This is a genomic window from Phycicoccus endophyticus, assembly GCF_011326735.1.
Taxonomy (GTDB): Bacteria; Actinomycetota; Actinomycetes; order Actinomycetales; family Dermatophilaceae; genus Phycicoccus; species Phycicoccus endophyticus.
The window spans coordinates 84,791-104,209 of the sequence record NZ_JAANCN010000005.1 but is presented as its reverse complement, the minus strand read 5'-3'; the positions used below and the strand labels follow the sequence as shown (position 1 = coordinate 104,209).

The following is a 19,419-nucleotide window of genomic DNA, read 5'->3' as shown; positions in this document are numbered from 1 at the left end:
GGGCTCGGGCCACAGTCTGGCCGGTGGCGCCCTCCGGCGGAAGGGGACGTGCCGGGACCGGCGAAGGGGCGGGCACCCGGTGGACCGGGTGCCCGCCCCTTGCGGTCAGGCGCGGGGGCCGCTCGATGGTGGCCCGGGCGCTCCTTAGAGGGTGACGCCGGTCTCCAGCGAGCCGTCCTGGAGCTGGCTGACGACGTCGGCGACCTTGGTCTTGACGTCCTCGGGGACGGTGCTGTCGAAGTCGTGGTACGGCGCGAGGCCGACCTCGCCGGTCGTCTGCACGTCCTCGAACTCGCCGTTCTCGCTGGCCGCCGTAACGGTGTCGGTGACGCCCTGGCTGATGAGCTTCATCGCCGAGGTGAGCAGGCACGGGTGGGCGGCCGGGACGGTCTCCCACTGGTCGCTGTCGACGCCGATGCAGAAGGTGTCGGTGCCCGCACCGGAGGACTTGGCGACCTCCTGGAGGGCACCGTTGCCGGTGCCGCCACCGGCACCGAAGATGACGTCGACGCCCTGCGAGAGCTGCTTCTTGGCCTCGCTGGCGCCCCACACCGGGTCGCTGAAGGCGTTGTCGCCGGCGGGGTGGTAGACGGTGGCGACGGAGATGTCGGGGTTGACCGCCTTGGCGCCGTTCTTGTAGCCCTCGGCGAAGGCGACGACGGTCGGGATCTCGAGCCCGAGCACCTGGCCGAGCTTGTTCGTCTTGGTCATCTGCGCGGCGAGGAAGCCGGCGGCGTAGCCCGCCTGGTCGGCGGGGAAGGTCAGGCCGGTGATGTTCGTGCCCTCGGGCGCCTGCTCGGAGTAGTCCTGGTCGACGCCGATGAACATCGTGTCGGGGTTGCTCGCGGCGGCCTCGACGGTGGCGTCGGCCATGAGGAAGCCGACCGTGACGACGACGTCGTAGCTCTTGTTCGTGAACTGCGCCATGTTGGCGGCGTAGTCCTTGGCGTCCTGGGTCTCGATGTACTTGTAGAAGCCGCCGAGCTCCTCGGCCGCGGCCTGGGCGCCCTCGTGTGCGGACTGGTTGAAGCTCTTGTCGTCGACCTTGCCGGTGTCGGTGACCAGGCCGACGCAGAAGACGTCCTCGCTGGCGCAGTTGGAGTCGTCCGTGGGCGCACCCGCCGACGAGCCGGAGTCGCTGCTGCCGTCACCGGAGCTGCCGGTGCTGCCACCACAGCCGGCGAGGGCCAGGGCGAGGGCCGCGGGAACCGCGACGAGGTAACGCGAAGACTTCATGGAGGATCTCCTCGGGGTACGGGTCAGTCGAGCAGATGCTACGGCCAGAACGGGTCCTCGCCGCACCCGCCCCACAGTCGTTGCGGGGTCGTTACCGAGGTGTGGCGGGGGTCACCAGCCGGGGCCGGCCGACCACCCCGCGTCGACGGTGACGGTGGTGCCCGTGATGCCGGATGCGACGGGTGAGGCGAGGAAGGCCACGGTCGCGGCGACCTCCTCGGGCCGGACCGGCCGGCCCAGGGCCGCCGCCGCCCGGTAGCGGGTCACGCCCTCGGGCCAGGCCTGCGCGAGGCCGGCGCGCTCGACGAGCCCGGGCGACACCCCGACGACCCGCACCCCGCGGCGGCCGAGCTCGTGCGCGGCGGCGCCGACGAGGTGGTGCAGCGCGGCCTTGGCGACGGCGTACGGAGCGTGTCCGGGCATCGCGCGCAGGCCCTCGATGGAGCCGACGACGACGACCACGCCGCCCTCGGCCATCCGGGCGGCCGAGCGGTGCAGGAGGACGGCGCTCGGGCGCAGGCCGGCCCGGTGGTAGGCGTCCCAGGCCGCGGCGTCGAGCTCCTCCCACGCCACCTGGTGCTGGGGGAAGGCGTTGAGCACGACGACCGCTGGCTCCCCGAGCCGCTCGGCGCACCGCTCGAGCAGGTCCGCGCACCGGGTCTCGAGCACGTCCGGCTCGCCGAGGGGCACGTCGAGGTCGGCGTGCAGCGTGGCCGCCCGACGCCCGGCCTCGCGGACCCCGGCAGCCGTCTCCTCGGCCCCCGCCGCGTCCCCGCGGTAGTGGACGGCCACGTCGTGGCCACCGCGGGCAAGGGCCAGCGCCACCTCTCGGCCGAGGCCACCGCTGGCGCCGGTGACGAGCGCGCTCACCGCATCCGCCCGACCGGCTCGTCCCGGGTCAGTGCGGCGATCTCGGTGGCGAACTGCGGGTACTCCTCGGCGAGGGCCGCCCGCTCCCCGAGCTCGAAGTGCTCGGGCCGGAAGGCCGGGGCGCACCAGCAGGAGACGAGAGTCCAGGTGCCGAGGGTGCTCGCTCCCATCCACGTCCCCCGGCGGACGAGCACCTGGGGGTGCTCCTCGCCGAGGTAGTTCAGGACCCCGGAGCCACCCGGGCGCAGCCGCAGCAGGGCCGCCGGCGCGCCGCCCAGCCACTGCCAGCCCTCGTCGACGGCGAGCCGGTGCATCGCGGAGAAGCCGTCGGGTCGGGGCGTGAGCAGCACGGTGACGGCGTTGAGGCCCTGGGTCCGCGGCCCGGCGACGAACCAGGCGCCCTCCTCGGGGATGGGCACCATGCCGAACCGGTCGATGACCTCCTCGGCGCTCTCGCCGGGGTGCCCGCCCGCGGGCGCCCCCTCCGGCCCGCTCACGACGCCTCCGCGGCGGCGCCGGCGGCCGCGGCCCGGTCGCGGGCCCGGGCGAGGAGCGCGGGGGTGTCGACCCGGGTGCTGCGAGAGCCACGCACGACGACCTCGCCGTCGACGACGACGTCGGTGACGTCGGCGCGGCCCGCGGCGAAGACGAGGAGGGCGTGGACGTCGTGGACCGGCGTCAGGTGGGGCTGCTCGAGGTCGACGAGGACGAGGTCGGCGCGTTTGCCGACCTCGACCGAGCCGACGACGTCGCCCAGGCCGAGGGCCTCGGCGCCGCCGAGCGTCGCGGCCCGCAGGACCTCGTGCGCGCTCGCGGCGTCCGGCCGGCCGCTGGTCAGCCGGGCGAGCAGGGCCGCCTGGCGGATGGCCTGCCACATGTCGAGGTCATTGGACGAGGAGCACCCGTCGGTGCCGATGCCGAGCCGGACCCCGCTCTCGCGCACCGCCTCCCAGTGCAGCGCGCCGCTGGCGAGCTTCTGGTTCGAGCCGGGACAGTGGGCCACGGACGCCCCCGCGGCGGCGAGCCGGCCACGGTCGGAGTCGCTCAGATGCACCCCGTGGCCGACGACGACGGGCAGGTCGCCCGTGAGCCACCCGGCGTCGGCGAGGACCTCGGTCGGGGTGCGGCCGTAGCGGGCCGCGACGTCGGCGTTCTCGGCGGCGTTCTCGGAGACGTGGGTGCTCAGCAGCGCCGGCCGGTCCCCGGCGACCTCGCGCAGGGTGGCCGCCACCTGTGCGAGCCGTTCGGGCGAGCACGTGTACGTCGCGTGCGGCAGGGCCGCCACGGGCACCTGCGGGCCGCCGAGGGCGGCGAGCTGCGCCGGCCAGGCGCGCAGCAGCTCCTCGCGCGCCTGCCAGGTCAGCCCGTCCGGCCCCGGCCCGTCGAGGAAGACCGGGCCGGTGACGTGCCGGCTGCCGGCCGCGAGCGCGCCGCGGTGGGCGGCGTCGTGGTGGAAGTACATGTCGAGCTGGGTCGTGCACCCGCCGAGCAGGGACTCGAGGGCCCCGAGGGTGGCGCCGAGCTGCACCGTCGGCGGGTCCATCACGGCGGCCTCGGCGGCCCACACCCGGGTGAGGAAGCCCTGGAGGTCGACGTCCTCGGCGAGGCCGCGCAGCAGGGTCATCGGCAGGTGTGTGTGCACGTTGACCAGGCCCGGCAGGAGCAGCCGGCCGGTGCCGTCGAGCACCTCGTCGGCGTCGACCGGCCCGGCCGAGGCGGGCCGGACCTCGACGATGGTGCCGTCCTCGACGACGACCGTGGTGTCGTGCAGCACGGTGTCGTCGGGGTCGACCGTGACGACGTGGCGGGCGCCGGCCACCGCGAGCCGGCTCACCCGGCATCCTCCTCGGCGAAGGTCGCCCGGGTGTGGACGAGCTCGTCGAGGACGGCGACGACGGCCTCCCGGCTGCGGGTGAGCACGGCCTCGATCTCGCTCATCGTGATCGGCTCCGTCCCCTCCCCGACACCGGTCGCGGGGTTGACGACGAGGGAGACCGCGGCATAGCGCAGGCCGGCCTCGTGCGCGAGGGTGACCTCCGGGACGCCGGTCATCCCGGCGACGTCCGCTCCTGCGAGGCGGGCCAGGCGGATCTCGGCGGCGGTCTCGAACCGCGGACCCTCGAAGGCCGCGTACACCCCGCCGTCGCGCATCGGCTGCCCGAGGGCCGCGGCCGCCTCGAGCAGCTCGCGGCGCAGCTCGGGGTGGTAGGGCGTGCTGACGTCGACGTGGACGACGCCCTGCGGGCCCGAGCCGTCGAAGAAGGTCAGTGGGCGCTGGCGGGTCAGGTCGAGGAAGTCGTCCAGGCAGAGCAGGTCGCCGGGCGCGAGGTCGGGGTCGATGGAGCCGGTGACGTTGACGGCGAGGACGTCGGTGCAGCCGAGGTCGGCCAGGGCGCGGATGTTCGCCCGGTAGTTGACCAGGTGCGGGGGGAGGGTGTGGCCCGGGCCGTGGCGGGTGAGGAAGACGACGGGGAGGCCGTGCCAGCGTCCGTGGGTGACCCGCGCGGGCCCCCATCGGGTCTCCACGGTCTGCTCGGACCGGTCCTGGAGCGCCTCGAGGTCGTAGAACCCGGTACCGGCGACGACGGCGAGGGGCGGAGCGGTCATGCCCCCGCACGCTACCGTCCGGCCCGGGCGGGGGCGACGGGATCCGGTGCGGCGGTGGCAGGATGCGGGCGATGGGTGAGGTGGCGATCGCGGCGACCGGCCCGGTCTCGCTGGGGGCCGGCCGCGCGCTCGCCCGCGCCGGCGGCAACGCCGTGGACGCCGCGGTGGCGGCCGCGCTGGCGGCGATGGCGACCGAGCCCGGCATCGTCTCGCTCGGCGGCGGCGCGTTCGTCTCGGTGTGGGCACCGGGCGAGGACCCGGTGGTCGTCGACGGCAACGTCGAGATGCCCGGCCGTGGCCTGCCACCGGAGGCCTTCGGCCGTGGGGTGCGCCAGGTGCACACCGACTACGGCGGCGGCGTGACGATGTTCGTCGGGCACGGGTCGGTCGCCACGCCGGGCGCCGCGGCGGCCTGCGAGCACGCCGTCGCCCGCTTCGGCCGGGCGCCGTGGGCCGAGGCCGTCGCCCCGGCCGCCGACGCCTGCCGCGCGGGCTACGTCGTCGGCGGCGCCGCCGGACGCTACCTCGGGTTCGTCGCGGGGAGCCTGTTCGGGCCGGACCCCGAGGCGCACGCCCTCGTCACCCGCCGTGACGGCTCACCGCTGCGTGCCGGGGAGGTGGCGACCAACGGCGCGCTCGCCGACCTGCTGGACCTCCTCGGCCGAGAGGGCTCGGCCCTGCTGTCGACCGGCGAGGTGGGCCGGGCGATGGTCGAGGACATGGCCCGGCACGAGGGGCTGGTCACCGCGGCCGACCTGACGGCCCACCGTCCGCTCGAGCGGGAACCGGTGCGGCGCACCGTCGGCGAGTGGGACCTCGCGGTCAACCCGCCGCCGTCGGTGGGCGGGCCGATGCTCGCGGCGATGCTCGGCGAGCTCGCGCGACGGGGCGACTACGGGTGGTCCGACGTGCTCGCCATCCAGACCGCCGTCCTGCGCTACCGGCTCGCCGTCCACGACGTCGCGACCGACCTCGACGCGGCGGGGCACGCGCTGCTCGCCGCGGTCGACCGGCACGGGCTCGCCGGGCTGCCGACCTCCGCCTCGACGGCGCACGTCTCGGCGGTCGACACCGACGGGCTCGCCTGCGCGGTGACGATGTCGGCCGGCTACGGCGCGGGCGTGACCGTGCCCGGCACCGGCCTCCTGCTCAACAACGCACTCGGCGAGCCGGAGCTGAACCGCCTCGGGCTGCACGCCCTCGCGCCGGGCACCCGGATGGCCTCGAACATGGCGCCCACCACCGGCCGCACCGACGACGGGCGGGTCATCGCGGTCGGGTCGCCCGGTGCAGACCGGATCACGACGGCCCTCATGCAGGTCCTCGGCCAGGGCTGCCTCCACGGCGCCGACCTCCAGGCGGCGGTCGACGCCCCGCGCCTGCACGTGCGCTTCGACGACGCCGGCCGCCCGGTGGTCGAGCACGAGTCGGACCCGGCGATCACCGCCGCTGTGCGCGAGGCCGGCCTGGCGGCCACCGACCACGGCTCGGTGTCGATGTACTTCGGTGGCGTCGGGGCGGCGTACCGCCGGGAGGACGGCACGGTGCTCGCCGCGGGCGACCCGCGACGCGAGGCGGCCGTCGAGGTCGTCCCGGGCCCCGCGGGCGCCGGCGGCTGACCCCGCCCGCCCGCCCGGCTGCCCGGCCCACTGCCGGCCCGGGGCGTCCGCCGTCCGCGCGCTCCGCGCGCCCGGTGCCCGCACGTGCGAGAGTTCCGCCGTGAGCGCGTCCCCCGAGGGCCAGCACCGCGAGGTGCTCAGGCTGGCCGTGCCGGCCTTCCTCGCCCTCGTCGCCGAGCCGATCTTCCTGCTCGTCGACTCCGCGATCGTCGGGCGGCTCGGGGTGGCGCCCCTGGCCGGGCTCGGGGTGGCCAGCGCGGTGCTGCTCACCGCCGCCAACGTCTTCGTCTTCCTCGCCTACGGCACGACGAGCGTCGTCGCCCGCCAGCTCGGGGCCGGGTCCCGGTCGGGCGCGGTGACGGCCGGCATCGACGGCACCTGGCTGGCGGTGCTGCTCGGGGCGGTGACCTCGGCGCTCGTCGCGCTGTTCGCCCGTGACCTGGCCGGTCTCTTCGGTGCCTCGGCCGCCGCCCTGGACCAGGCGGCGACCTACCTGCGGGTGTCGGCCCTCGGGCTGCCCGGGATGCTCGTCGTCCTCGCGACGACGGGAGTCCTGCGTGGCCTGCAGGACACCCGGACCCCGCTCGTGGTCTCGGTCGCCGGGTTCACGACGAACGGCCTGCTCAGCCTGTGGTTCGTCCACGGCCTCGGCTGGGGGATCGCGGGGTCGGCGTGGGGCACGGTCATCGCCCAGACCGGGATGGCGCTCGCGCTCGGCGCGATGCTCGCACGGGAGGCGGCACGCACCGCCGTCACCCTGCGCGCCCACCCGGGGCGGGTCCTCGCGGCCGCGCGCGGTGGGGTGCCGCTGCTCGTGCGCACACTCGCCCTGCGGGCCGTCCTGCTCGTGACGACGTGGGTCGCCGCCGGCCTCGGGGACGTCCCGCTGGCCGCCTACCAGGTGACCTCGACGGTGTGGTCCTTCCTCACCTTCGCCCTCGACGCGGTGGCCATCGCCGCCCAGGCGGTGACCGGGCGGTGGCTCGGGGCGGGTGAGCTGGCGGCGGCCCGCTCGGCGACCCGGATGATGGTCCGCTGGGGGGTGCTCGGTGGGGTGGTCCTCGGCATCGGGCTGCTGCTCGTGCGGCCCTGGGTGGGTGGCTGGTTCACGCCCGACGAGGCCGTCCAGGCGGCGATCGCGGGCGGGCTCGTCGTCGTCGCGCTCGGCCAGCCGCTCTCGGGGTTCGTCTTCGTCGTCGACGGCGTGCTCATCGGTGCCGGCGACGGGCGGTGGCTCGCCGGGGCCATGAGCGCGACCCTGCTCGCCTACCTGCCCGTCGTGCTGCTCGTGCACGCCGGCGGGGACTGGTTGCTCGACGACGGCTCGACCCGCGGTCAGGTCAACGCGGTGACCTGGCTGTGGCTCGCGTTCACGGTGTTCATGTCCGTGCGCGGGACGCTCATGTGGATGCGGGTGCGCACCGACCGGTGGATGGTGGCAGGTGCGGTCCGCTGACGCCAGCGGCGTCCGTGCCGGGGGCGCGCGGGTTCGGTGTGCCCGAACCGGGCTCAGGCGAGGCCGAGCCCGGCGGCCTCCTCCCACAGCTCGTCACGGACGTTGGGGTGCGCAGCGTCGCGGATGATGTGCCGGCACTGGCCGCGCTGGTCGTAGCCGAACAGCTCGGCGACGCCCTGCTCGGTGACGATGGCGCTCTGCTGCACGCTCGTCACCGGCTCGTCCAGCAGGGGCACGACCGTCGAGACGTCGGCCTTGGGGTGCCAGGAGCGCAGGGCGATGAACGACTGCCCGCCGCGCGAGTGCAGCGCCCCGACGACGAAGTCGGTCTGCCCGCCGAAGCCGGAGTGGATGCGCGCGTCGATCCGTGAGGCGTTGGCCTGCCCGAAGAGGTCGACCTCGAGGGCGGAGTTGACCGAGGTCATCGCGCGCTGCCGGGCGATGAGCCCCGGGTCGTTCGTCGTCTCGGTGCGGGTCATCCGCACCCGGGGGTTCCCGTCGACCCAGTCGTAGAGGTCCTGGGAGCCGAAGAGGAAGGAGGTGACCAGGGGCTGGTCGGGGTCGAGCGCGCCGGCGCGCTCGAGCGCGACGACGCCGTCGGAGAACATCTCGGTCCACACCCGCAGCCCGTGCCGGTCGATGAGCGCCGCGATCGTGGCGTCCGGGATGCCGCCGATGCCCGCCTGGATCGTCGCGCCGTCGCCGACCCGGGCGGCGACCCGCTCGCCGATGTGCCGGCTGTCCTCGTCGGGGACGAGGGGGTCGTGCGAGGGCATCGGGGTGGAGACCTCGACGGCGAGGTCGACGGCGCTGGTGTCGAGCAGGGCGTCGCCCATCGTGTACGGCATCCGGTCGTTGACGACCGCGACGACGAGCCCGGAGCGGGCCCGGCAGGCCTCGATGGCGGCGGGCAGGACGTTGACCTCGAGCCCGAGGGAGAGCACGCCGTCGCGCGCCGGGGCGCAGTGGACGATGACGACGTCCGGTGCGAGCGGGCCGGCGAAGAGCACCGGGACGAGCGAGAGCCGGCTCGGGACGTAGGAGAGGTTGGAGTGCCGGCGCATGCCGCCGCCGACGAAGCTCGTCTCGGCGGTGACGCCGGGACGGTCGGGGATGCCGGGCGGTGCGTTGAGCGCGTTGATGACGTAGGTCTCACGGGCCTCGTCGAGAACGCGCACGGCCTCCCAGGGCACGGACACGTTGCCGGAGACGACGACGCGGGGGGTGCCCGGGAGGGCGGCGAGGTGGCGGCCGAGCTGCTCGAGACTCACGGTCCTCATGCCCCCATCATGGCCGGTCCGGCCCGGGCCCCACAGCGCAGGTCAGCCTTTCCTCTCCCGGGCGATCCCTGCGGTCCCGCCCTACCGTGGGGGGATGTGCCGCAACATCCGCCCGCTGCAGAACCTCGAGCCCCCCGCCACCGACGAGGAGGTGTCGGCCGCGGCGCTGCAGTACGTGCGCAAGGTCGGTGGCACCACCCGGCCCTCGCGGACGAACCAGGAGGCCTTCGAGCGGGCCGTCGACACCGTGGCCGAGGCGACCAGGCGGCTGCTCGAGGAGCTCGTGACGACCGCACCGCCCCGGGACCGCGAGGTCGAGGCGGCCAAGGCCCGGGCCCGGGCCGCGCAGCGCTACGACCGCGTCGGCTGACCGGCTCGGGCGCCCGAACGCGGGGCGCTCGGCGGTGACGCGGTGGCCCGAGGGAGCGGCCGGCCTGTGGACCGTGACACGCCCGGGACTTTCTCCGGTGCACATGAGGTGGACGGCGTTCTTGCAGGTCACGGCCTCGCGGACGACGGCGCGGGTGGTGCGTCCACAGGGTTCTCCACCGACGGTGCACAACGGTCCTCGGCGTTTTCCCCAAGCCCTCCACAGGTTCTCCCCAGCCGTTCGGCCGATGTGCCTCGTTCGGCTTGGTGGCCCGTGACCGGCGGTCCTACGGTGACTCGGGCGTCCCGGCTGTCGGTGGCCTCTGGTGCGATTCTCCCCATGGGCCCCGGCGGGTCGAAGGCGTCCCGAGCAACGGACCAGGAGCGGGAGGAAGGGGTCGCGGGTGAGCATCGCGGAGCTGAGCGAGGCGTACGCCGAGCCCTCGGCACGCCCCGACGAGCGCGTCCCCCCGCAGGACCTCCACGCCGAGCAGTCGGTGCTCGGCTCGATGCTCCTCGACAAGGACGCCATCGCCGACTGCCTCGAGGAGGTCAAGGCCCACGACTTCTACCGCCCGGCGCACGAGGCGATCTTCGACGCCGTGCTCGACCTGTTCGGCCGGGGTGAGCCGGCGGACGCGATCACCGTCGCCGACGAGCTCTCCAAGCGCGGTGACCTCGCGCGGGTGGGCGGCCAGGCCTACCTGCACCAGCTCATCCAGTCGGTGCCGACCGCGGCCAACGCCGGCTACTACGCGGAGATCGTCCACGAGCGGGCGGTGCTGCGGCGGCTGGTCGAGGCGGGCACCCGGATCGTCCAGATGGGCTACGCCCAGGGCGAGGGGGACATCGACGACATCGTCAACCGCGCCCAGGCGGAGGTGTACTCGGTCGCCGAGAAGCGCGGCGGGGAGGACTACCACGCCCTCGGCGAGCTGCTCAACGAGACGATGGAGGAGATCGAGGCCGCCTCGGGGCGCACCGACGAGCTGATCGGGGTGCCCACGGGGTTCATCGAGCTCGACGAGCTGACCCACGGCCTGCACCCCGGGCAGATGGTCGTCGTCGCGGCCCGTCCGGCGGTCGGCAAGTCGACGCTGGGCATCGACATCGTGCGCACGGCGGCGATCAAGCACGACATGGCGGCGGCCGTGTTCTCGCTGGAGATGAGCCGCACCGAGATCACGATGCGCATCCTCTCGGCGGAGGCCACGATCCAGCTGCAGGACCTGCGCCGAGGGCTGAAGAACCAGGAGCAGTGGACCAAGCTGGCGCGGATCATGGGGAAGATCTCCAACGCGCCGCTGTTCATCGACGACAGCCCGAACATGTCGCTCATGGAGATCCGGGCCAAAGCGCGCCGGCTCAAGCAGCAGCACAACCTCAAGCTCGTCGTCATCGACTACCTCCAGCTGATGACGAGCGGCAAGAAGGTCGAGTCCCGCCAGCAGGAGGTCGCCGAGTTCTCCCGGGCGCTGAAGCTGCTCGCCAAGGAGCTCGAGGTGCCGGTCGTCGCGATCTCCCAGCTGAACCGAGGTCCGGAGCAGCGCACCGACAAGCGCCCCCAGATGTCGGACCTGCGCGAGTCGGGCTCGATCGAGCAGGACGCCGACGTCGTCATCCTCCTGCACCGGGACCGCTCCGACCCCGAGCGCGACGGCGAGGCGGACGTCATCGTGGCCAAGCACCGCAACGGGCCGACGAAGGACCTCGTCCTGGCCTTCCAGGGCCACTACTCGCGCTTCAACAACATGGCTCGCGACGGCGGCTTCTGATACGACATCATCCGCGTTCGGGCCACTCCCGCCACCGGCGACAATCGAGTCGAGTCCTGGCGACCTGATATGTCGACGATGACGGTCGTCGACCATCTCGACCCATGGAAGCGGCGGCAAGCCCTGCTGGACCCAACGGTGACAGACACCATGTGCGCCCTGAACCGCGAGAACCAGGCGGAAGCTGCCGACGCGTCGCTCGGCCTCGTGCCAGTCCGAGAACTCATCGACCTCCGGGTCACTGACCACCCAGGCTGGTCGCAAGACGAGCAAGCCAAGATCGATGCCTATGTCAATCAACTCGATCTCTTCGACACTGCAGACAAGAGTGCGCTCGAGGACCTCGATTCGAAGGTCGTTATCGCTGAAAGTGTTTCGAGCCCTCGTGCCGCAGTCACGAGCAGAGCATCATCGACTGGGAGCTCGTGGCTCTCCAGCGCCGGCTCAGCGGCGCAAGCGATGCCGTCGTTCGCGGCGCACTTCGAGCCAAGTTCGTCGACATGATGTTCCAGGCGCCACGGCGGCCGGCCTTCTTCGTCGGCAACCAAGCCAAACGCCACCAGGTGTTCCACGTGCTCGGGGTGTACTACCCCAACTGAGCCAGCTCCTCGAGCACGACGGAGCGGTGGCATCGCCGCTCATCTCGCTCGAAACAGAGCAAAACGACGTGATGCTCTTGTCGCCAAGAGGCCAACTCATCGAGGGCGCGCTTCGCCTCGGGGGTCCGGAGGCCGGCTCGATAGCGTGCCCGCCCGACCTCCAGCTCCGCGCCGGCAAAGAGCGGTCGGTTCTCCTTGGCATTCCCCAGGGACCGTAGGTGCTCGTATCGCACGCCGATCTCCCCGAGGGCCGAGTCCAGGCGCGCCTTGCTGAACCCTTGCTTCCGGCTCAGAGGTGTGAGGCGAACGTCAGCAACTAGGTCGACGTTGGCCGCCTGGATCGCATCGACGAACGATGCGATATCGCAGCCTTCATACCCGACCGACGACACCGGATGCGGCCGCGCGGGCAAGAGCGAATCCACAGCCATCTCCAGAGCATCCGCGATGGCGGCGATCCGAAACACTCCAGGCTGCTCGACGTGCCCTTGCTCGAGCTTCCGCAATGTCTCAAGTCCTACCCCCGAGGCAGTCGCGAGCTCCCCTTGGGTGATGCCGCGCTCCCAACGCGCTTGCGCGATTCCTGAGCCGAGGGCCTGACTGCGGGTCCGGGGCATGGAAGACTCGGGGCTCACAGGTGTAGTAAATCATTACTATGCGGCCGAGGTCCGACCCGGGCCTGAAAGGAGCGTTCGTGCCTCAGGCTGCGTCGGCCTCACTGTCCTTGTGCATCTTCTGCGATGGCGACTCCCGCTTGTCAGTGAGTTGGGAGCATATCGTGCCGGAAGCGTTGGAGAACGATAGTCTCGTCCTCTCGCCGGGAGCGGTGTGCAACGCGTGCAACAACTACCTTGGGCGGAAGGTGGAGGCGCCCGTCGTGAGCTCAGCAGCAATGGTGGCTTTGCGGCACTTGCAGGGGGTTGGCAACAAACGCGGACGGATCCCCAACATGCCTGTCAGGTTGGCGAACGGGATGGAGGCCGAGATGATTCTCGACCGAAGTTCCGCGCGGAGGCTGCTCGAGGTCGATGCTCCTGAGGTGGTCACCAAGGGGGCCTTCACAGGTGCCTCGCGCCCGACAGTCGGCTACGCCGCGGCCCCCGACTCCTTGAGGACATCAAGGGAAGTCGCGAGGTTCGTCGCAAAGTCGGGCTACGAGTACATCGCCCTGGAGAACCTGCACCACGTCGGCTCTCTCGTGAACTTCGATGGCGCGCCAGAATTGGATCCCTGTCGCCGATTCGTCCGGTACGGGCAGGGACCAGACACGTGGGAGGTCTCCGTTCGACGGATCTACGAGGCGGATACCCAGTTCGCGGACGACGAACCGGGCGACCAACGCGTCTCAGAACTTGACTTCCTTGTCCTCGGCGACCAGCACATCATCTTCGCTATGTCCATCTTCGGCCTTGAGATGTATGTGTGTCTCACCGGTCCTAGCTTGGCGCCGTATCGGCACTGGCTGAAGGCCACGGGGTCGGAAACCCTTCTCTACCCCAAGGCTGTGTAGGAACTCGGCATGGTGCTCTCGCCGGTTGCCCGCAGGCCCACCCCGCAGGCAAGCCAAACCAGATGCCACCAATCCGTGCAGCAGTCCCTCCCGACTACCGGCACGTGCTCATGCCCGTCCGCCTCCCCGCTGACTCCCATCACCGAAGTGTCCCCTTCCCGACCAAGCAAGCGTGCACGCCATACTTCTTGACATGTCTAGTGGCGCGCCGTTAGCGTCACATCGTCAGGTCTGTAGTTTTCGGAAAATTGGGGTGGGTGAAATGACTACAATCAAGGTTTCGATGGCTGCTGCGGTGGCCGTTGCGATGACTCTGCTGGTTCCCGCGGCGGCGCAAGCAAGTGTCGGAAAGAGCGGAACAAAGAACTGTACGGCGAATCAAACCGGCGTTTCGAGGGCCTACTCGACTGGAACAACTGAGCATTATCCGCCCGACACCGGGTACGGGGTCTTCTACAACGGCAGCACCTGGAAGGTAACGGCAAAAAATGCCACCAGCGGTGGGGGCGGGTTCTGGTTCGTCGAAACAAATGGGTCGATTGGCAACTCTGGGACCTACGCCTACTGCATCAATGGGACGCCATAATTGGGCACAGCCCGCTAGTCCCATCTTGGTGGTCTATGGCGCGTTCCTTTTAGCCATCCTTACCGCTTGTTCGCCGTCGCCCAGCGCCGAGAATCCGCAAAGTTCGCCAGCGGTCAGCGAACAACCTCTTCAGGCTTGGGTAGCGAGAGTGGTGAGTTGTATGCACGATGCGGGCTGGACGGGCGTAAGTATCGCGGCCACCGGAGATGGAATTGCGGTGGATTCACTTCCCACTAATCAACGTTCTTCATTCCAGAACGCAGTACGGGAATGTGAGTCGAAGGCCGGGCCCCAGCCGAACGCGAAGCCCCTGACGGAGGAGCGCGTTAAATCGCAATATGTCGCGCTTGTTAAGTCCAAAGCGTGCCTGGAGAGGCTCGGATATTCAATCTCAGATCCACCCTCGGAGGAGAAGTTTGTCGACGACTATCTGGGGGGGCGCGAACCATGGTCACCATTCAATGACGTCGCGGATCTCAGTGCCAGCAAATGGGATGAAGTCAATCGGACTTGCCCACAGCCTGGCTAGCACCTCCAAGTTCGGTTATAAGAGACGCCTCGAAGAAATCGCCTGATGACCGTCACCTGCTTCGTTAGCCCGGATCCTTCGAGGCTCGGTGGTCGGCGACGGGCGTGTAGATCCGGGGAAGCGTTTTTCCCGCAATGGAGGAATGCTGATTCCGAGCGGTCCCGGGTGATAGCCCGCCGAATCCTCATTCCGACGTCCAGCGTCACTGCGCCTGACCGCAGCGAGGTCAGCCCCCTCGAGATCACCGCCAGGATCGTGACCGCGCACTCGGGGAAGGAGAACCCCGCTGCGGCTGCTCGCACACTGCTTTGCCGGACTAGCTTCTGGGGCGCGTGTCATGTAGCCCCCTCGAAATCCGCGCCGTCATACTGGCGCTCCGACGGCAAAGGTTGGAGGGCCGAGTCTTGATCACACGTCTGGCGGGGGGTGTGGCGCTGCCGGTGGTGCTCCCGGGACTAGTTGCGCGCCGCATGCAGCCGGTGTTCACGGCCTGCTCCCATTCTTCTGTTGACGACTGCGCGCGCAGGTAGGTTCATCAGGGGTGGGTGGAGACTCGATGGTTGGGACCGTTCCGCAGGTTGGCGTCCGCATGGGAAGCGTGCGAAGGCGTAGGGTGCTGGTGGCCGCGCTCGTGGCCGCTCTCATCGTGGGGGTCGGCTTGGGTTGGGCAGCGCGTGTGCTGCTCGCTCCTCCAGCGCCGCTTCCGAGCGGTCCAGCGTTTGTTGTGATGGCCGCGACGGATGGTTCAGTGGGCCGGACTATCGATTTGAATGCGGAAGCGCGGTGGACCGGTGGCGGTTTGGTGGCAAACGTCGCGACAGGCACGGTCACCAAAGTTCGGGTCACCGGCTCGGGGGAAGTTCAGGCTGGTGACGCGGTTTACGACGTCGACCTCGAGCCGGTGTGGGTCGCGCAGGGTTCGGTGCCTGCGTTCCGTACGCTGGGGCAGGGAGCTCGCGGGGACGATGTCCGGCAGCTGCAGGCCCTGCTGAAGTCATTGGGGTTGATGGACACCGCACCGGATGGTCGCTTCGGCCCCGGCACGGCAAGGGGTGTCGAGCGGTGGCAGCGCGAGCATGGCGAGCGCCCTACCGGCGAGGTGCCGCTTGGGAGGCTCTTGTTCGTGCCGGAACTACCGGCCAAGGTGGCCCTTCAAGGCTTCCATGTCGGTTCGGTGGTGAGCCCGGGAAGTTCTCCTGCTGCGCCGGATGACGCTACCGTCACGCTCGAGGGTGTGGGCATCAAGGTTCTACCAGCTGCTCCCACGTTCACGATCACCCTGCCGGAGAGCCAGGCAGCCCTGGTACGGACCGGAATGTCGGTGCAGATCTCGAAGAGCGAGTACACGTGGGATGCCGAGATCACGGAGATCGGAGATTTCGGCACCGATGGTGCAGCTATCGCACGTCTGGGACCGACCAAGGGATCCTCGTCGATTTGTGAGCGAGACTGCTCGAGTATCCCGCCAGGCGGAGAGGCTGCCCTGGCGGCGAGGATCGAGCTTATCCCCATGACCGCAGGCGTCGTCGTGCCGACGACTGCCCTTGTCGTCGGCACCGATGGGAGCGCAGCTGTCTTAGCGGAGGACGGGACCCGGATGCCGGTGACCGTCGTGGCGAGCTCGGGCGGCCGTGCCGTCGTAGAGGGCGTCGCGGTCGGGCAGAAGATCCGGATCGCTGATGATGCCCAGCCTTGAGGCCCCTACGGGGGGCGCGTACCTTGGCCCGCGCGTGCGGGTCAGGGGCGCGGTGTTCGGGTATGGGACCGACAGCCCGATCGTTGACGATTGGAGTGCGGAGTTCCATCCCGGTACGGTCACGGCGATCACCGGGCCGTCAGGCTGCGGAAAGTCCACCCGCCTGTACCTGCTGGGGCTCATGGTCAAATTGACGGCTGGCGCTGTGGAGATCGACGGCCAGCGGGTGGACCACCTCTCCGATGCCGCTCGCTCGCGCATTCGAGCCTGGAGGTTTGGCTTCGTGTTTCAGGACGCCGCACTCGATCCCACCCGCAGTGTGCTGGACAACATCATAGAAGCGTCCCTATACCGGAACCAGTCGCGGCGTGAGGCCGCCCAGAGGGCCCGCGAGCTCATGGATCGGTTCGACATCGCGATCCCACCCGATCGCCGGCCGGGTCAGATCTCGGGAGGTCAGGCCCAGCGCATTGCCTTGTGCCGCGCACTCTTGGGTGAGCCGGACATCCTCGTAGCCGATGAGGCCACGGGCAACCTGGATCCACGGTCGGCGGCCACCGTGCTCGAAGCGTTCCGGGAACACGCCGTCACGGGTGGTTGCGCCATTGTCGTTACGCACGACCCGACTGTCGCGGGGTGGGCCGATCGGCGCATCTCACTTGATCCGCTCCACGAGGGGGTCAGCGCGTGAGCCCGGCCCGATTCCTGCGAGAGGTTGCGGCCTCCGCGTGGTCGCAACGGGTCTTCACAGTGGTCACCGCGGTCCTCGTTGCCGCAGCGACGACGACAATCCTTATGACCAGTGGTCGCGCTGCGGCCACTGAAGAAGCTGTTCTGCGGACTGTGGACCAACAGGGAACTCGCACGCTCGTCATCCAGTCCACTGGCGACAGCCCGTTGTTGGCGACCCAGTTGGTCGACACCATCGCGACCATCCCCCTCGTTGAAACCGTCGTGGGGTTCGGGCCGGTCCGCGACGTCACCGCCGCAGCACTGCCTGACGGAACCCGCGTCGGCGCGCGGTTGGCATACGGAGTGATCGGCAACGTCCAGGCCACGCCGAGGACCCCGAATGAGGCCACAGTGCAGCTCGCCTGGCTCTCGATGCAAGCCAGCCGAACCCTTGGACTGCCGCCTGGGGCCGGGACTATACGGATCATCGACGGCCCGGAATACACGGTCGCCGGCGTTGTCACCCCACCGGACTACCTGCAGTCCTTCGAGCCACTCGTCGTGATCCCGACGCCCGCGGACCCGCACGGGAAGGCCAGCCTCTCCACCATTGTCATCCTCGCCAAGAGCCCGGAGGACGTCGCCTTCCTCGGGAAGACTGTCGCCCCCCTGCTGAGTGAACTCCCCGATGAGAACGTCAGCCTCTCGTCCTCCGAACGCCTGGCCACATTGCGCCAGGCCATCGGTGGTGAACTGACCAAACAAGCCCGCGTCATCGTCCTAGCCGTCCTCGCTATCTCCACCGCAATATCTCTGGTCATCGTCTGGGGATTCGTCCTCGGCCGGCGCAAGGATCTCGGCCGCCGCCGCGCCCTCGGCGCCACGCGCGCGACGATCATCGCGCTCGTCGTCGGCCAGGTGGCCCTGACGGCCGCACTCGCCTCCACCATGGGCGCCCTGTTCTGCACCGCCACGCTGTCCATGCTGAACACGCAAATCCCGCGCCCGAGCTACGTCATGGCCGTAGTGGTCGGACTCACGGCTACCGCAGCCCTCGCTGCCAGCGTTCCGGCGACCTATGCCGCGAACCGGGACCCTCTCCACGAATTGAGGGTCCCGTAGAGCCGCACCTCACGCGGGATCTGATCGTGCAAAGTACCCCGTAGGAGAGCGCGCAATCTTCGATGCTTCTCGACACTGATGTCGGAGTACGGCGACTGATGCGTCGAGTGCCGGATGGCTCGCTCGGGGCCAGTTCTGCCGGACGTCGTGCCGACCCCGGAGGGCGGGGTGCTGGGCGAAGCCCGGCCGCCGTGCCGGAGTAGATTGCGGGCGACACCCGTTCGTGGTGCCGACCGACGACGACCAGGACGGCCCCCGTTGCCACGCCCCTCCCCCACGGCACCCAGCAAGGTCAGCTTCGACCAGCGTCCGATGCTCGTGTTCTGGGAGGTGACCCGGGCCTGTCAGCTGGCGTGCAAGCACTGCCGCGCCAACGCCATGGCCGGGGCGCTGCCCGGGGAGCTGACCCACGAGGAGGGCCTCGACCTCATCGACCAGGTCGCCGGCTTCGGGCGCCCCTACCCGATCCTCGTGCTCACCGGCGGCGACTGCCTGCTGCGTCCGGACATCTGGGAGCTCGTCGCGGCGGCGCGGGCCCGGGGCATCCCCACCGCCCTCTCCCCGTCGGTGACCCCGCAGCTGACGCCCGAGACGGTCACCCGGATGGTCGAGGCCGGCGTCAACGCCGTCTCGATCAGCCTCGACGGCGCCCGCGCGCAGACCCACGACGGGGTCCGCGGCATCCCCGGCCACTTCGCCGAGACCCTGCCGGCCCTGCGGGCGCTGTCCGAGGCCGGCCTGACGGTCCAGGTCAACACGACGGTGATGTCGGCCAACCTCGACGAGCTCGCCGACGTCGCCCGCCTCGTCAAGGACGCCGGTGCGCACATCTGGGAGGTCTTCTTCCTCGTCCACGTGGGGCGCGGGGTCGCCGAGGGCGCCATCACCCCCGAGCAGCACGAGGAGGTCTGCCACCTGCTCTACGACGCCAGCCAGTACGGCTTCGTCGTCCGCACGGTCGAGGCGCCGTTCTTCCGTCGGGTGGTGGCCTGGCGGGAGGAGGGCCGGCCCGCTCCGCAGACCCCGATCTACCGCCGCCTCGCCGCCCGGCTCACCGAGCTCCTGGGCGAGCCGGCGGCCCGGGTGCGCGCGCAGACCGCGCGGACCCGCGACGGCAAGGGCCTCGTCTTCGTCGCCTACGACGGCGAGGTGACGCCGGCCGGCTTCCTGCCGCTGCCGCTCGGCTCGGTCACCGAGCAGCCCCTGGCCCAGCTCTACCGCGACACCCCTCTCCTGCAGGACATCCGGGCGGCCCGCTTCACGGGCCGGTGCGGCGTGTGCGAGTACGCGGACCTCTGTGGGGGCTCGCGGGCGCGTGCCTACGCCGCCTCCGGCGACCCGCTCGGCGAGGACCCGGCCTGCAGCTACCAGCCGGCCGGACGAGTGCCGGCCTCCGTCGGGGGCTGACCGCGCCCTCAGCGGCGGCGGACGAGGAGGACCAGGACCCCGACCGCGAGGACCAGCACCCCCCAACCGGCCACGAGGGCCTCGGC

At 70.8% G+C, this 19,419-nt stretch carries 17 protein-coding genes; 10 read left to right on the top strand and 7 right to left on the bottom strand.

Features of this window, described 5'->3' with window-relative positions; all coding sequences use genetic code 11:
* Positions 1 to 144 precede the first annotated feature (144 nt).
* The 5 genes from G8D98_RS07480 to G8D98_RS07460 form a co-directional block, all read right to left on the bottom strand.
* Positions 145 to 1,236, bottom strand: a complete 1,092-nt coding sequence (locus G8D98_RS07480; RefSeq protein WP_166101174.1) for a BMP family lipoprotein — start codon at positions 1,234 to 1,236, stop codon at positions 145 to 147.
* Positions 1,237 to 1,347: 111 nt separating this feature from the next.
* Complete coding sequence (locus G8D98_RS07475; RefSeq protein WP_166101172.1) at positions 1,348 to 2,106, bottom strand: SDR family NAD(P)-dependent oxidoreductase; 759 nt, start codon at positions 2,104 to 2,106, stop codon at positions 1,348 to 1,350.
* Entirely contained in the window at positions 2,103 to 2,603 is a 501-nt protein-coding gene (locus tag G8D98_RS07470) for a cupin domain-containing protein (RefSeq protein WP_229661897.1), read from the bottom strand. Before G8D98_RS07470 ends, G8D98_RS07475 begins: the two co-directional genes overlap by 4 nt.
* Entirely contained in the window at positions 2,600 to 3,940 is a 1,341-nt protein-coding gene (locus G8D98_RS07465) for an amidohydrolase family protein (RefSeq protein WP_166101169.1), read from the bottom strand. The genes G8D98_RS07470 and G8D98_RS07465 overlap by 4 nt, the downstream gene beginning before the upstream one ends.
* Positions 3,937 to 4,713, bottom strand: coding sequence for an S-methyl-5'-thioinosine phosphorylase (locus G8D98_RS07460; protein WP_166101167.1), 777 nt, complete (start codon positions 4,711 to 4,713; stop codon positions 3,937 to 3,939). The genes G8D98_RS07465 and G8D98_RS07460 overlap by 4 nt, the downstream gene beginning before the upstream one ends.
* Before the next feature lie 71 nt (positions 4,714 to 4,784).
* On the opposite strand from G8D98_RS07460, the gene G8D98_RS07455 reads away from it, so the two are divergent.
* Both G8D98_RS07455 and G8D98_RS07450 read left to right on the top strand, forming a co-directional pair.
* Positions 4,785 to 6,332 (top strand): gamma-glutamyltransferase, encoded by a 1,548-nt coding sequence (locus G8D98_RS07455; RefSeq protein ID WP_166101164.1) that lies wholly within the window; start codon positions 4,785 to 4,787, stop codon positions 6,330 to 6,332.
* Positions 6,333 to 6,432: 100 nt separating this feature from the next.
* Entirely contained in the window at positions 6,433 to 7,788 is a 1,356-nt protein-coding gene (locus G8D98_RS07450; RefSeq protein WP_229661896.1) for an MATE family efflux transporter, read from the top strand.
* A 53-nt stretch (positions 7,789 to 7,841) separates the two neighbouring features.
* On the opposite strand, the gene G8D98_RS07445 is transcribed toward G8D98_RS07450, so the two are convergent.
* A complete protein-coding gene (locus G8D98_RS07445; protein WP_166101161.1) occupies positions 7,842 to 9,068 on the bottom strand; it encodes an acetyl-CoA hydrolase/transferase family protein in 1,227 nt (408 codons plus the stop codon).
* A 94-nt stretch (positions 9,069 to 9,162) separates the two neighbouring features.
* On the opposite strand from G8D98_RS07445, the gene G8D98_RS07440 reads away from it, so the two are divergent.
* The 3 genes from G8D98_RS07440 (at position 9,163) to G8D98_RS07430 (ending at position 11,716) form a co-directional block, all read left to right on the top strand.
* A complete protein-coding gene (locus G8D98_RS07440) occupies positions 9,163 to 9,438 on the top strand; it encodes a DUF2277 domain-containing protein (RefSeq protein ID WP_166101157.1) in 276 nt (91 codons plus the stop codon).
* Positions 9,439 to 9,841: 403 nt separating this feature from the next.
* Positions 9,842 to 11,212 carry a replicative DNA helicase gene (gene dnaB / locus G8D98_RS07435; protein WP_187566645.1) on the top strand — a complete coding sequence of 457 codons (1,371 nt, stop codon included), beginning with the start codon at positions 9,842 to 9,844 and terminating at the stop codon, positions 11,210 to 11,212.
* Positions 11,213 to 11,290: 78 nt separating this feature from the next.
* Positions 11,291 to 11,716 carry a hypothetical protein gene (locus G8D98_RS07430; protein ID WP_166101154.1) on the top strand — a complete coding sequence of 142 codons (426 nt, stop codon included), beginning with the start codon at positions 11,291 to 11,293 and terminating at the stop codon, positions 11,714 to 11,716.
* A gap of 82 nt (positions 11,717 to 11,798) precedes the next feature.
* Here the strand turns inward: G8D98_RS07430 and G8D98_RS07425 are convergent, their stop codons facing one another.
* The gene (locus tag G8D98_RS07425) at positions 11,799 to 12,428 is read right to left on the bottom strand and encodes a DUF488 family protein, N3 subclade (RefSeq protein WP_166101471.1); all 630 of its coding nucleotides are present in this window, start codon (positions 12,426 to 12,428) and stop codon (positions 11,799 to 11,801) included.
* Between the two features lie 38 nt (positions 12,429 to 12,466).
* Between G8D98_RS07425 and G8D98_RS07420 the strand changes: the two genes are divergently transcribed.
* The 5 genes from G8D98_RS07420 (at position 12,467) to G8D98_RS07400 (ending at position 19,333) form a co-directional block, all read left to right on the top strand.
* Positions 12,467 to 13,321 carry an HNH endonuclease gene (locus G8D98_RS07420; RefSeq protein ID WP_268238623.1) on the top strand — a complete coding sequence of 285 codons (855 nt, stop codon included), beginning with the start codon at positions 12,467 to 12,469 and terminating at the stop codon, positions 13,319 to 13,321.
* 1,734 nt (positions 13,322 to 15,055) lie between these two features.
* Entirely contained in the window at positions 15,056 to 16,132 is a 1,077-nt protein-coding gene (locus G8D98_RS07415; RefSeq protein ID WP_166101147.1) for a peptidoglycan-binding domain-containing protein, read from the top strand.
* A 34-nt stretch (positions 16,133 to 16,166) separates the two neighbouring features.
* Complete coding sequence (locus G8D98_RS07410; RefSeq protein WP_187566642.1) at positions 16,167 to 16,823, top strand: ABC transporter ATP-binding protein; 657 nt, start codon at positions 16,167 to 16,169, stop codon at positions 16,821 to 16,823.
* 59 nt (positions 16,824 to 16,882) lie between these two features.
* On the top strand, positions 16,883 to 17,926 hold the full coding sequence (locus G8D98_RS07405) for an FtsX-like permease family protein (protein ID WP_166101144.1): 1,044 nt from the start codon (positions 16,883 to 16,885) through the stop codon (positions 17,924 to 17,926).
* A gap of 258 nt (positions 17,927 to 18,184) precedes the next feature.
* Positions 18,185 to 19,333 carry a TIGR04053 family radical SAM/SPASM domain-containing protein gene (locus tag G8D98_RS07400; protein ID WP_166101143.1) on the top strand — a complete coding sequence of 383 codons (1,149 nt, stop codon included), beginning with the start codon at positions 18,185 to 18,187 and terminating at the stop codon, positions 19,331 to 19,333.
* Positions 19,334 to 19,419: the final 86 nt, after the last annotated feature.

Coding starts and splice junctions, on each gene's coding strand:
- G8D98_RS07480 (WP_166101174.1), bottom strand. CDS start 1,236: ATGAAGTCTTCGCGTTACCTCGTCGCGGTTCCCGCGGCCCTCGCCCTG.
- G8D98_RS07460 (WP_166101167.1), bottom strand. CDS start 4,713: ATGACCGCTCCGCCCCTCGCCGTCGTCGCCGGTACCGGGTTCTACGAC.
- G8D98_RS07455 (WP_166101164.1), top strand. CDS start 4,785: ATGGGTGAGGTGGCGATCGCGGCGACCGGCCCGGTCTCGCTGGGGGCC.
- G8D98_RS07445 (WP_166101161.1), bottom strand. CDS start 9,068: ATGAGGACCGTGAGTCTCGAGCAGCTCGGCCGCCACCTCGCCGCCCTC.
- G8D98_RS07440 (WP_166101157.1), top strand. CDS start 9,163: ATGTGCCGCAACATCCGCCCGCTGCAGAACCTCGAGCCCCCCGCCACC.
- G8D98_RS07430 (WP_166101154.1), top strand. CDS start 11,291: ATGACGGTCGTCGACCATCTCGACCCATGGAAGCGGCGGCAAGCCCTG.
- G8D98_RS07425 (WP_166101471.1), bottom strand. CDS start 12,428: ATGCCCCGGACCCGCAGTCAGGCCCTCGGCTCAGGAATCGCGCAAGCG.
- G8D98_RS07420 (WP_268238623.1), top strand. CDS start 12,467: ATGCGGCCGAGGTCCGACCCGGGCCTGAAAGGAGCGTTCGTGCCTCAG.